Below are 13,539 nucleotides of genomic sequence, written 5' to 3'. Positions count from 1 at the left end.
AACCGAAAAACAGCGCTATCAAAGCGCTGTTTTTTATATGGTAAACAATAATAAAGTCCTAGTTTAACCGGTGAATTTAGAACTATTTTTCATTTTTACCTTCATTTTCAATGTAATTTAAAGGAAGATCCGCCGATATAATTTGTAAATTATTGAAAGAAGGTTCAAAAGGAAATGAAAAAAACACTCACCACTATTCGCAGATCATCAATTGCAAGGAGACTTATTATTTCTTTCCTGCTGATCTTAATTGTTCCGATAACCGCCCTTTCGGTTAGCGCTTATCAATCAGCAGTTGCCTCACTTGATGTACAGATGACGCAAAGCGCAAAGGAAAATGTTCAGATATTAGATCACATCATTGATGATAAAATCAGTACGACTGAAAAAAGCCTCGCGTATTTCAGCGATTGGGCTACAGCAGAAAAATTTCAGGATAAAAAGAAAACAGAGCTGAAACAGGAATTTAAACAATTTATCCAAATGAATGATAATGTCGCTGCGGTATTTTCAAGCGGCAAAGACGGGGAATTCACACGTTATCCGTACGCTGACATGCCAAGTGACTTTAATGCTTTGGAACGAGATTGGTACAAAGAAGCAATGGCCAATAAAGGCAAAACAATTGTCACTGAGCCTTATGAATCGATTTCATCAGGAAAAATGGTCGTCACCATCGCCCGTCAAACGGTGGATGGATCAGGCGTTGTCGCCATTGATATGAAAATTGATGACTTAGTCACTACCGCGAAAGGAATCAATATCGGAAAAGAAGGCTATGCTTTTATCTTGAGCCAAAACAAGAAAGTCATCGCCTACTCCGGAGAAAAAGCGGGAACAGAGCTAAAAGGGGACTGGGTTGATAAGCTCTACAAGGATAAAAGCGGGGACTTTGAATATACGTACAAAGGCAAAAAGAAAAAAATGGCATTTGTAACAAGCGAAACAACAGGCTGGAAAATCAGCGGCACGATGTATGCAAACGAGATTCACAATGCTGCAAGCAGGGTTCTGATCATGGCTTCAATCGTTCTGGCGATTGCCATCGCAGCTGGAATGACGGCGATTTATTTTGTGATTCGATCCATCACAAAGCCATTGAGACGCATTGTCGCATCCGCTGAAAAAATTAGTGAAGGCGATCTAACCGAAACGATTGAAATCAATTCAAAAGATGAACTCGGCGTTCTGAGCGAGAGCTTCAATCATATGGCACACTCGCTTCGCTCGCTCATTCACGGGATCAAAGACTCAGTAGAGCACGTTGCCTCATCGTCTGAAGAGCTGACTGCATCGGCAGACCAGACAAGCAGAGCCACTGAGCACATTACGATGGCTATCGAGCAATTTTCAAACGGCAGTGAAAGCCAAAGCGAGAAAATAGAAACGACAACCGAACAAATTAATGAAATGAATGACGGATTGGCAGAGCTGGCGCGGGCTGCAGCAGTGATTACAGAAACATCCGCAGATTCAACAGAAGTGTCAAGTAAAGGGGAGACACTCGTCCAGAAAACAGCCGGCCAAATGAACACAATTGACCATTGCGTAAAAGCAGCGGAACAAGTGGTGAAAGGGCTGGAGATCAAATCAAAGGATATCACGAATATTTTGCGTGTCATCAACGGCATTGCGGATCAAACCAATCTTTTGGCTTTAAATGCCGCCATTGAAGCGGCCAGAGCGGGTGAATATGGCCGGGGCTTCTCAGTCGTCGCTGAGGAAGTGAGAAAGCTCGCGGTACAGTCGGCTGACTCGGCAAAAGAAATTGAATCGCTGATCAGTGAAATAGTAAAAGAAATTCACACATCACTGAACGTGCTTCAGTCCGTAAACAAAGAAGTTGAAACAGGGCTTGTCATGACGGATGAAACTAAACAGAGCTTCAAACATATATCGCAAATGACCAATCAAATTGCTTCCGAGTTGCAAAACATGAATGCGACGGTTGAGGAGCTGTCAGCGGGAGCTCAAGAAATTTCCGCAGCTTCAAATGATATCACAGCCATTTCTAAGGAAAGCTCGGATGGCATCCAAGATATTGCTGCTTCAGCTGAGGAACAGCTGGCATCCATGGAGGAGATTAGTTCATCTGCACTGACGCTTGAAAGAATGTCTGAAGAACTCCGTGATCTGACAAAACAATTTAAAGTAGATAAATAATAGGTCTAAAATACTATTTATTTATGGGAAATTAGTTACTTTTGTTAAATTTCTTCTTTTTTGCTGTATATATTTACCCATTTCCAGCCGATATGAAGGGTAGCATAAAAAAGGAGAAATGAATGATGAAAAAAATACTCCAACTCATAAAACAAAGATCAATTACACGGAAGCTTCTCGTTTCCTTTCTGTCGATCCTCATCATACCGGTTGTTATATTGGCGATCTTTGCGTATCAATCGGCTAGCAGCTCACTCGACAGACAGATGATGGGGAGCGCATTGGAAAATGTACAGCAATTAAACGAAATCATTAACACCAGCATCGGCGAAAAAGAAAACAGTGCTGATTATTTCAGCGAATGGCTGACAAAAGAGAAATACAATGCAAAAAGCAATGCAAGCATTGCAGAGAAATTCTCACAATATATCAGCATTAACAAGGATGTAGAATCCATTTATACAAGCGACACAAAAGGGCACTTTACCCGTTACCCGGATCTCCCGATGCCGAGCGGCTACAATCCGGTTGAGCGCGACTGGTACAAAAAAGCGGTTGCGAATAAAGGAAAAGTCGTTGTGACAGATCCTTATAAAACCGCGTCGACAAATACGATGGTTGTGACAATCGCCCAGCAGACAAAAGATGGTTCAGGCGTTATCGCAATCAACATGACGATTGAAAATCTGCTGAAAACAACCAAAAAAGTCAACATCGGCACACAAGGCTACGCATTTATCATGACGAAGGACAAAAAAGTTGTCGCACACCCGAATGAAAAATCAGGAACTGAATTAAAAGGCGACTGGCTCGATAAGATGTTGAGTGCTGATAAAGGCGATTTTCAATACACCATGGATGGCGATAAGAAAAAAATGGCCTTTGACACAAACAAGTTGACGGGATGGAAGATCGGCGGCACCATGTATTTGGATGAAATCCATGAGGCAGCCCAGCCTGTCCTACACCTTGCTTTAATTGTCTTGGCCGCAGCTATTATCATAGGGATTATCGTCATGACTTTGATCATTCGGTCGATTACAACACCGCTGAAACAGCTTGTCGGTTCCTCTAAGCGGATCAGCGAGGGAGATTTGACGGAAACCATTGATATCCGTTCAAAAGATGAATTGGGCGAGCTTGGCAAAAGCTTTAACAATATGGCGTCGTCACTTCGTTCTCTCATACACGCCATCCAGGATTCGGTAGATAATGTTGCCGCTTCCTCTGAGGAGCTCACTGCATCAGCTGCGCAAACGAGCAAGGCAACAGAGCACATTACATTGGCGATTGAACAATTTTCTAACGGCAATGAAAAACAAAACGAAAACATTGAAACGGCAGCAGAGCACATTTATCAAATGAATGACGGGTTGACGAATATGGCTCAAGCTTCTGAAGTGATCACTGATTCATCTGTTCAATCGACAGAAATTGCAAGTGAAGGCGGCAAGCTTGTTCACCAAACCGTCGGCCAAATGAACGTCATTGACAAGTCCGTTAAAGAAGCGGAGCAAGTTGTACGCGGATTGGAAACGAAATCGAAAGACATTACAAACATTTTGCGTGTGATCAACGGCATCGCAGACCAGACGAACCTGCTTGCCTTAAACGCAGCAATTGAAGCAGCGCGCGCAGGCGAGTACGGCCGCGGCTTCTCCGTTGTAGCGGAAGAAGTAAGAAAACTGGCAGTACAGTCAGCAGATTCAGCAAAAGAGATTGAAGGATTAATCATCGAAATTGTGAAGGAAATCAATACATCTCTCGGCATGTTCCAATCTGTCAATCAAGAGGTGCAGACAGGCCTTGACATCACAGATAAAACAGAAATGAGCTTCAAACGCATTTCTGAAATGACGAACCAAATCGCCGGCGAACTGCAAAATATGAGTGCGACGGTTCAGCAGCTTTCTGCCAGCTCCGAAGAAGTTTCGGGAGCGTCTGAGCACATTGCATCGATTTCAAAAGAAAGCTCAGCGCATATACAAGATATCGCGGCGTCAGCCGAAGAGCAGCTTGCTTCCATGGAAGAAATCAGCTCGTCTGCAGAGACCCTTTCGTCTATGGCGGAAGAGCTTCGCGATATGACCAAACGATTCAAAATCGAATAATAAACCTTAACACCCAAGCTTGTTGCGCTTGGGTGTTTTTTTTAGTTTTTTTATTAAACCTTTTATCCTAGTTTGACGATATTAGATTTATCTTAAAGGAGGAGTCAACAAGAATGGGAAAATTCATACATTGGATCAAACAGCCATCGATCAGCAAACCGCTAATCGCTGCGTTTCTGGCAGTGCTTATTTTGCCGGTTGGGGTTTTAGCATATTTCAGTTATCAATCAGCTTGGAACGCGTTAGACAGAGAGCTCATAAACAGTGCGAAGGGAAATGTTGAAGAACTAAACAGTACGCTGCAAAATAAATTAGAAGATAAAGTAAAAGCAATAGATTATTATAGTGAGACAGTCGATAAAGACATATTGCTAGGCAAAAACAAAACATTACTGAAAGAGAAATTTAAGCAGTACACGACACTTAACGACGATGTAGGCGCAATCTATGCTGCTTCAGAAGATAAGAAGCTTTATAAATATCCGGATAGCGGTGTTCCGAAAGGTTTTGATCCGACAGGACGTGACTGGTACAAACAGGCGGTTGCGGAAAAAGGACAAGCTGTTTTCTCAGAACCGTATACTGATGAAGCGACAGGAGATATCGTTGTCACAATTTCAAAACAATTAAAAGACGGTTCAGGGGTTATAGCGCTTGATTTAAACCTGGATGAAGTGCTTACTGCATCACAAAGAATCAAAATCGGTAAAGAAGGCTTTGCATTTATTACGACTGGCAACAAAAAATATATCGCCCATCCGACAATTAAGCCGGGGACAACCGGATCCGGCGATTGGACAAACCAAGTATATTCCAAAAAAGAAGGCTCATTTGAATATACATTCGAAGGCAAAGAAAAGAAAATGGCCTTTACGACAAATAAACTGACTGGCTGGAAAATCGCAGGCACATATTTTGTCAGTGAATTGCAAGATGCTTCAAGTCCGGTGCTGAACACTGCGGTTATCATTCTATGCGTGTCAATTGTAATCGGCGGCATACTCATACTCTATATTATTCGTGCCATCACCAAGCCGTTAAAAAAACTTGTCTCAACGTCTGCAAAAATCAGCAGCGGAGATCTCACAGAAGTCATTGACATTCACTCGAAAAACGAGTTTGGCCAGCTTGGCGAAAGCTTTAATGAAATGTCTGCATCATTGCGTTCTGTAATCGGGGTTATTCAAACGTCTGTAGAAAACGTTGCTTCATCTTCTGAGGAGCTGACGGCAAGCGCAGCCCAAACGAGCAAGGCAACTGAGCATATTACACTTGCCATCGAACAGTTCTCAGATGGCAACGAGGCGCAAAGCGAGAAACTGGAAACAAGCTCAAATCATCTTTCTCAAATGAACGAGGGGATTTCAAAAGTGGCTCAGGCCTCTTCAACCATTACGAAATCATCGATTCAGTCCTCTGAGGCAGCGGGCAGCGGAGAAAAGCTGGTGGAGCATACAGTCGGCCAGATGAAAACAATTGACCAATCCGTTCAAAAAGCGGAAGCGGTTGTGAAGGGTCTTGAAACAAAATCGCAAGACATCACAAGCATCTTGAATGTGATTAATGGCATTGCTGATCAAACCAACCTGCTTGCATTAAATGCTGCGATTGAGGCGGCAAGAGCGGGAGAATACGGAAGAGGTTTCTCAGTAGTTGCGGAAGAGGTTAGAAAACTTGCTGTACAGTCAGCAGACTCCGCCAAGGAAATTGAAGGATTAATTCAAGAGATTGTCAGGGAAATCAGCACCTCACTTTCAATGTTCCAATCCGTGAATCATGAAGTGAAAGAAGGCTTGCAGATTACGGATCAAACAGCGGAAAGCTTTAAACAAATCTATGAGATGACAACCCAAATTTCCGGCGAATTGCAAAACTTGAACGCGACGGTTGAACAACTGTCAGCCGGATCACAGGAAGTGTCAAGTGCTGTTGAAGATATTTCTGCAGTGGCGAAAGAAAGCTCAGCAGGCATTCAGGATATCGCAGCTTCGGCGGAAGAACAGCTTGCGTCCATGGAAGAAATCAGCTCTTCAGCGGAAACGTTGGCAAACATGGCGGAAGAACTTCAGGACATTACGAAGAAATTTAAAATTGAATCTTAATAAAACAAGAAAGCGGCATATCTGCTGCTTTCTTTTTTGTTGAAAACAAAAATAAACAAAAACAATTCAAAAACAAACAGAAATCATGTATAATGAAAACGGATACAAATAAAAGGGGATGGAGGAATATCAAATATGGTGAAACATATATGGGATTCAGAGCGAGCTGCACAGCTGCCTAAAGGTGTAGAGGAATTGGTGTACAGGTCCAATCTGATCGGGTCAGACCGCACTGTCTGCAACTGGGGCGGGGGGAATACATCTATGAAAACAACGGAAAAGGATTTTAGAGGCCGTGAAATAGAAGTCATGTGGGTAAAAGGAAGCGGTTCGGATTTGGCAACAATGAAAACGCATAACTTTACCGGTTTGAAATTAGATGATATCCGCCCGCTGATTAAAAGGGACCAAATGCCAGATGAAGAAATGGTAGACTACCTGTCTCATTGTATGATAGACAGCAAACATCCCCGCCCTTCAATTGAAACGCTATTACACGCTTTTCTGCCATACAAACATGTTGACCATACCCATCCAGATGCGATTATCAGCATATGCTGTGCAGATAATGGAAAACAAATCGCTGAAGACATTTACGGAAACCGATTTGTATGGGTGCCATACGTTCGCCCTGGATTTACTTTGTCTAAAATGATCGCTGAAGGCGTAGCAAACAATCCCCACGCCGAGCTTATATTAATGGAGAAACACGGCTTAGTCACTTGGGGAGAGACGTCTGAAACATGTTATCAAAAAACGATATCCATCATTCAAGAAGCCGAGCAGTATGTTAACGATCGTATCAATCAGCATGAGGTATTCGGAGGCAAAAGGTATCAGCCGCTGCCGGAGGATAAAAGAAAACAAATCTTGGCAGGCATCATGCCTGTGATCAGAGGAGCAGTAAGTGAAGAAAAGAAAATGATCCTTTCCTATGATGATCATGACGATGTCTTGGAATTTGTAAACAGTGTCCAAGCGCCAGCACTTTCGCAAATCGGTGCGGCATGCCCGGATCACCTTGTTCACACAAAACGGGTTCCGCTGTACATTGATTGGAATCCGGAAACTCAAGATGTGCACAAGCTTGCAGATCTGATCAAGTCAGGAGTCGAGACCTTTACATCAGAGTATCAGGCTTACTTTACACGAAATCAGCAGGATGGGGATCAAATCTTTGAATCCTCCCCACGGGTGATATTGATTCCGGGAATCGGAATGGTGAATACAGGAAAAAGTTATGCCATGTCTAAAGTAAGCGGGGCTTTATATCGGAGGGCCATCGCCGTGATGAAAGGAGCAACCGCTCTGGGGCAATTTGTTTCTTTACATGAAAATGAATCCTACCATGTCGAATATTGGCCGCTCGAACTATATAAACTCACGCTGGCCCCGCCGGAAGCAGAATTTTCCCGAAAAGTAGCGTTGATAACTGGAGGAGCCGGCGGAATCGGCAGTGCAGCATGCCGCCGATTTGCAGCTGAGGGAGGGCACGTGATCGTAGCTGATCTGAATATAGAAGGTGCACAGAAAATTGCCGGGGAAATAAACGATGCATACGGAGAAGGACGGGCAATGGCTGTCAAAATGGATGTGACAAAGGAGGAAGACGTACAATCAGCTTTTGAACGAGCGGCGCTTGCTTACGGCGGCATTGATATCGTCGTCAATAATGCCGGGCTGGCCACATCAAGCCCATTTGACGAAACAAGTCTAAAAGAATGGAATCTTAATATGAATGTTTTAGGAACAGGCTATTTCCTTGTAGCCCGTGAAGCGTTTAAACAGATGAAACACCAAAATAGAGGCGGAAGCATGGTATTTGTCGGATCGAAAAATTCGGTTTATGCGGGCAAAAACGCCTCTGCCTACAGCTCGGTTAAGGCGCTTGAAACCCATTTAGCAAGATGCATTGCTGCAGAAGGTGGAGAATTCGGCATTAGGGTCAACTCTGTTTTGCCTGATGCGGTTCTTCAAGGATCGGCAATCTGGGGTTCAAGCTGGCGGGAGGAACGAGCCGCGGCGTACGGGATTGAACCGGATCAGCTGGAGGAACATTACCGGAAACGGACAGCATTGCTCGTCAATATTTACCCGGAGGATATTGCCGAAGCCATTGCATTCTTCGCTTCTTCCAAAGCCGAAAAAACAACGGGCTGCATGATCACGGTAGACGGCGGCGTCCCTGCTGCTTTTACGCGTTAGAAATATGCTATGATAAAAAATATAAGACGGACTACGATATGAGGAAGGGCGTTACCGATGCTAGTAGCAGAACGGCAGCAAAAAATAGTGGAAATAGTAAATATGCGTTCAAGCATCCGCGTTTCCGAATTAAGTGACATATTTTCAGTCACAGAGGAAACCATTCGGCGTGATCTTGAAAAGCTTGAAAAAGAACATAAACTGAGCCGGAGCCACGGAGGAGCGGTCAGTATTCAGCAGAAGGAATCAGAAATTCATTTTTCTGAACGGGAAATCACGAATGTCATCGAAAAAAAAGCCATCGCTCACGAAGCGGCCAAATATGTAAAAAGCGGAGACCGAATCATTCTCGATGCAAGCACAACCGCTTGGTACATGGCAAAAATACTCCCTGACATTGAGCTCACCGTGATTACAAACTCAATGAAAGCAGCTATTGAACTCAGCAATAAAGAAAACATATCAGTCATTTCAACAGGCGGCATTTTGCTGGAAAAATCATTATCGTTTGCCGGCCCGTTAGCAGAGCGTTCACTTGAGACCTATCATGTCAATAAAACCTTTCTGTCATGTAAGGGATTTGACGTACACAACGGGATGAGTGATTCAAATGAGTGGCAGGCGCTGCTCAAAAAACGGATGATCGAAAGGTCGGACCAGACCATTTTGATGGCCGATTCAAGCAAATGGGGGAACCGCGAGTTTTCACATATTGCCTCGCTGCAAGATGTCAGCCGCCTTATTACGGATTCTGGACTTGATCCGGCATCGGTAAAAGCTCTTGAGGACAAAAAGGTGAAGGTGACAGCTGTTCCTCTTTCGAAGAGAGGGTGAAAGGATGATTTATACTGCCATTGATATAGGCGCATCAAGCGGGAGAATCATGGTAGGTGAACTGAATGAAGGGAAGCTTGACATACAAGAGATTCACAGGTTCGCTAACGGTTTCAGTCAAAGAGACGGGCATTGCTTTTGGGATATTGATCATTTGCTAAAACAAATCCTGCAAGGACTGCAAAAAGTAAAGACGCTTGGGTATGAACACTGCACCGTAGGCATTGATACATGGGCAGTTGATTATGTCTTACTGGACGAAAAAGGCGATCGGTTGCGGGAAGCAATCTCCTACCGTGATAGAAGAACAGATCACACAATAGACAAACTGGAACATACCCTCTCAAAAGCCGCAATTTATCAAAAAACAGGAATACAATTTCAGCCTTTCAACACGATCTATCAATTGTATGAGGAAGACCGTGAGCTGCTGATAAAGACAGACAAAATTATGATGATTCCTGATTATTTAGGCTATTGTTTAACCGGAAAAGCTGTAACGGAAATCACAAATGCGTCCACAACACAGCTTTTAAACGCCTCAACGGGAAATCTTGATCCTGAATTGCTTGAAGCCGTGTCCGTTCAGGAACAGCAATTTGCCCCGCTGACTGAACCGGGGTGTGAACTCGGGAAGCTAAGAAATGAGTGGTTCCCGGATTATGATCTCCCGGCGTGCAAGGTGATGACAGTCGCAACACATGATACGGCCTCGGCCGTCATTGCGGCGCCAGGCGTACATGATGGCTGGGCGTATATCAGCAGCGGAACATGGTCGTTAATCGGGGTTGAAAACAAAACACCGATAATAACTGATCTTGCTTTAGAAAACAACTATACAAATGAACGCGGTGCAAACAACACCATTCGCTTTCTCAAAAACATTATCGGCATGTGGGTGATACAAGAAGTCAGACAGCGGTTACAAGCAGATTACTCTTTCCAGCAGCTTGCAGAAGAAGCCGAAAAAACAGAACCATTCCAGCAATTTATAAACTTAAATGATAAACGATTCCTGAATCCAGAAAACATGATAAAGGAAATACAACATTATTGCAGACAAACCCGCCAAAAGATTCCCCGCACTGCAGGCGAACTTGCCTGCTGCATCTACAGCAATTTAGCCATCATCTATGCGATAGCCATCAAAGAGCTCGAAACAATCACAGAAAAACCGATCGAGCAATTTCATATCATCGGCGGCGGAGCCCGGAATGATTTCTTAAATCAATTAACGGCAGACATGAGTGGAAAAGCGGTATATGCAGGGCCGATAGAGGCAACTGCCACCGGAAATCTTTTGATGCAAATGATTGCTGCCAAAGAAGTCAAAGACATAAAAGAAGCCCGGCAAGTCGTCAGAAATTCCTTTCCGATCAAAGTGTTTACACCTAAAGACATTGACAGAAGCACCATCATTCAGTCATTTCAGCAAACCGTTTTGAAAGCGCTATCTAAATGATGAAGAGGTGAAAAGGTTTGAAAAGAAAAGCCAGTATCATGTTTGTCCATCAAGACAAGTACGAAGAATACAAACAGCGGCATGATGACATTTGGCCTGAGATGGCAGAAGCACTCAAAGCTCATGGAGCACACCATTATTCCATTTTTCTAGACGAGGAAACAGGCAGGCTTTTTGCATATTTAGAAATAGAGGATGAAGAGAAATGGAGAAAGATGGCGGACACGGAAGTTTGCCGAAGATGGTGGAAATCGATGGCGCCATTAATGAAAACAAATTCGGATTTCAGTCCTGTTTCGATAGATCTAAAGGAAGTTTTTTATTTGGATTAAAAAACTGATAAAGGGAGAGAGCCGTATGACCATAAAAGCCAATTATGACAGTGCAAAACAGGCATATGAAAAATGGGGAATTGATGTTGAAGAGGCGCTTCGGCAATTAGAGCAAGTGCCCATTTCGATCCATTGCTGGCAGGGTGACGACATTGAAGGCTTTGAAGTAAATAAGGGCGAGCTTTCAGGCGGAATTGACGTGACTGGCAATTATCCCGGAAAAGCGCAAACTCCTGAAGAATTAAGAAGAGATTTGGAGAAGGCTCTTTCTCTCATTCCTGGAAAGCACCGCGTAAACCTGCATGCGATATACGCAGAAACAAACAGGGAAGCGGTAGAACGTGACGAATTGAAGCCGCAGCATTTTGAAAACTGGGTGAAATGGGCAAAAAACCTTGGTCTCGGTTTAGATTTTAATCCAACCTTGTTTTCGCATGAGAAAGCGGCTGACGGACTCACCCTTTCACACCCTGATCCGGATATCAGAGAATTTTGGATCAGGCATTGCATCGCTTGCCGCCGTATCGGGGAATACTTCGGGAAAGAATTAGGAACACCTTGCTTGACGAATATTTGGATTCCCGACGGCTATAAGGATATCCCGAGTGATAGGCTGACACCGCGTAAAAGACTAAAAGAATCACTGGATCGGATCTTCGCAGAGGAGATCAGTGAACAACACAATCTTGATTCAATCGAGAGCAAGCTGTTCGGGCTTGGCTCCGAATCATATGTTGTCGGATCTCATGAATTTTATTTAGCTTATGCTTTGACGAACCATAAGCTTTGTTTACTTGATACAGGCCATTTCCATCCGACTGAGACGGTATCGAACAAAATCTCGTCCATGCTGCTTTACACAGACAAGCTTGCCTTGCACGTATCGCGGCCTGTTCGTTGGGATAGCGACCATGTAGTGGTTTTGGATGATGAATTGAGAGAAATCGCTCTTGAAATTGTACGAAATCATGCTCTTGAGAAGGTCGCCATCGGTCTGGATTTTTTCGATGCCAGCATTAACCGTGTAGCCGCCTGGACTATCGGAACGAGAAATATGATCAAAGCTTTATTGTATGCCCTGCTTCTCCCGAACGGATATTTAAAACAATTGCAGGAAGAGGGCCGCTATACAGAAAGGCTGGCCCTGATGGAGGAATTCAAAACATATCCTTTCGGAGCCATCTGGGATTCCTACTGTGAGCAAATGGGCGTTCCGGTAAAAGAAGCATGGCTTCATGACATCAAAGAATATGAACAACAGGTGCTTTTAAAAAGGAAGGCATCTTCTCCGATTGTCTAATAAAAAATCCGCCGCGGCATTTGCGCGCGTGCGGATTTTTTTAAGCTTGATCAGCAGGGTATACAATCCCCATTTGCTTTCTTGCTTCTTCCATAATTTTTGCGGTGGTCAAAGACCGTTCAAATGTATTTTCTTCAGATTCCAGCTTATTCTCTTTTATGAGCGTGACAAATTCTTCTGCTTCATAGAACATCGCTGGTTTAGGATCAGGGATCGCGATGTTTTCAAGGCGGCCGTCCCGGTAGCGGATTTCAACACGTTCAGGCCGGTGAATCGTATCGATTACAATCGTCCCGTCTTCACCCTGGATTTCAGCCGGGGCATAGGAAGTAGAGATTTTGGAATGCATCAGAACAGCTTCGAACCCGTCGTAAGACAGAATGACAGTTCCTTCTCCGTCCACTCCGGAGGATAAAGCATATCCGTTTGCTTTTACATCCTTCGGCGCGCCAAACAACACAACAGCCGGATAAATACAATAGACGCCAATATCCATTAATGACCCATTGGAAAGCTCAGGCTGAAACGCATTCAAAACAGTTCCGCTTCTGAACGCGTCATACCGTGAGGAATACTGGCAGTAGCTTGCGGTAAATCTGCGGACAGTGCCGATTTTATGCAGGTGTTTTTTCAGCTCTTTGAAATTCGGCAGGAAAGTGGTCTTCATTGCTTCCATGAGAACAACGCCGTTTGCCTTAGCCGCTGAGATCATCTCTTCTGTTTCTTTTGTATTCGAAGCAAATGGCTTCTCACAAAGCACATGCTTGCCATGGTTCATAAAGAGAACGGCTTGTTCCTTGTGAAGAGCGTTCGGGCTCGCTATGTATACGGCATCAAAGCAATCGCTCGCCGCCATTTCCTGAAGGTCTGAGAAGGCATGCTCAGCGTTGTGTTTAGCAGCAAACTCGCCAGCGCGTTCAGCCGATCTTGAATAAACAGCAGTCAGCTGAAAATCTTCGATATCCGCTGCTGACTCAAGAAAGCGGTCTGTAATCCAGTTGGTTCCTATTATTGCAAAACGTATCACTCG

At 44.0% G+C, this 13,539-nt stretch carries 9 protein-coding genes; 8 read left to right on the top strand and 1 reads right to left on the bottom strand.

The genetic code is table 11. The features are described 5' to 3' along the window. Positions 1-174 precede the first annotated feature (174 nt). The 8 genes from tlpA (at position 175) to rhaA (ending at position 12,509) form a co-directional block, all read left to right on the top strand. Positions 175-2,163, top strand: coding sequence for a methyl-accepting chemotaxis protein TlpA (gene tlpA, locus MKX38_RS15880; RefSeq protein ID WP_339187685.1), 1,989 nt, complete (start codon positions 175-177; stop codon positions 2,161-2,163). Positions 2,164-2,288: 125 nt separating this feature from the next. Further along, a complete protein-coding gene (gene mcpA / locus MKX38_RS15875; protein WP_029318506.1) occupies positions 2,289-4,274 on the top strand; it encodes a methyl-accepting chemotaxis protein in 1,986 nt (661 codons plus the stop codon). A 113-nt stretch (positions 4,275-4,387) separates the two neighbouring features. Next, a complete protein-coding gene (gene tlpB / locus MKX38_RS15870; protein ID WP_113712970.1) occupies positions 4,388-6,376 on the top strand; it encodes a methyl-accepting chemotaxis protein TlpB in 1,989 nt (662 codons plus the stop codon). A 135-nt stretch (positions 6,377-6,511) separates the two neighbouring features. Beyond that, the gene (locus MKX38_RS15865) at positions 6,512-8,581 is read left to right on the top strand and encodes a bifunctional aldolase/short-chain dehydrogenase (protein WP_339187682.1); all 2,070 of its coding nucleotides are present in this window, start codon (positions 6,512-6,514) and stop codon (positions 8,579-8,581) included. A gap of 57 nt (positions 8,582-8,638) precedes the next feature. Next, positions 8,639-9,415 (top strand): rhamnose catabolism operon transcriptional regulator RhaR, encoded by a 777-nt coding sequence (gene rhaR, locus MKX38_RS15860; RefSeq protein WP_009968057.1) that lies wholly within the window; start codon positions 8,639-8,641, stop codon positions 9,413-9,415. Between the two features lie 4 nt (positions 9,416-9,419). Further along, on the top strand, positions 9,420-10,877 hold the full coding sequence (gene rhaB / locus MKX38_RS15855; protein WP_042974474.1) for a rhamnulokinase: 1,458 nt from the start codon (positions 9,420-9,422) through the stop codon (positions 10,875-10,877). Between the two features lie 17 nt (positions 10,878-10,894). After that, entirely contained in the window at positions 10,895-11,209 is a 315-nt protein-coding gene (gene rhaM, locus MKX38_RS15850; protein ID WP_014480666.1) for an L-rhamnose mutarotase, read from the top strand. A gap of 25 nt (positions 11,210-11,234) precedes the next feature. Further along, positions 11,235-12,509 (top strand): L-rhamnose isomerase, encoded by a 1,275-nt coding sequence (gene rhaA / locus MKX38_RS15845; RefSeq protein ID WP_015251361.1) that lies wholly within the window; start codon positions 11,235-11,237, stop codon positions 12,507-12,509. Between the two features lie 40 nt (positions 12,510-12,549). On the opposite strand, the gene iolU is transcribed toward rhaA, so the two are convergent. Further along, complete coding sequence (gene iolU, locus MKX38_RS15840; RefSeq protein ID WP_069322850.1) at positions 12,550-13,536, bottom strand: scyllo-inositol 2-dehydrogenase; 987 nt, start codon at positions 13,534-13,536, stop codon at positions 12,550-12,552. Between the last annotated feature and the right edge of the window lie 3 nt (positions 13,537-13,539).

It is taken from the genome of Bacillus sp. FSL M8-0025, assembly GCF_037975475.1.
GTDB classification, from domain to species: Bacteria; Bacillota; Bacilli; order Bacillales; family Bacillaceae; genus Bacillus; species Bacillus subtilis.
The sequence above is the reverse complement of the archived record's forward strand: the minus strand, read 5'-3'. Positions and strand labels throughout refer to the sequence as shown.

Bases quoted from the DNA above. Each gene is read 5' to 3' on its own strand.
- tlpA (WP_339187685.1), top strand. From the start codon at position 175: ATGAAAAAAACACTCACCACTATTCGCAGATCATCAATTGCAAGGAGA.
- mcpA (WP_029318506.1), top strand. From the start codon at position 2,289: ATGAAAAAAATACTCCAACTCATAAAACAAAGATCAATTACACGGAAG.
- tlpB (WP_113712970.1), top strand. From the start codon at position 4,388: ATGGGAAAATTCATACATTGGATCAAACAGCCATCGATCAGCAAACCG.
- MKX38_RS15865 (WP_339187682.1), top strand. From the start codon at position 6,512: ATGGTGAAACATATATGGGATTCAGAGCGAGCTGCACAGCTGCCTAAA.
- rhaR (WP_009968057.1), top strand. From the start codon at position 8,639: ATGCTAGTAGCAGAACGGCAGCAAAAAATAGTGGAAATAGTAAATATG.
- rhaB (WP_042974474.1), top strand. From the start codon at position 9,420: ATGATTTATACTGCCATTGATATAGGCGCATCAAGCGGGAGAATCATG.
- rhaA (WP_015251361.1), top strand. From the start codon at position 11,235: ATGACCATAAAAGCCAATTATGACAGTGCAAAACAGGCATATGAAAAA.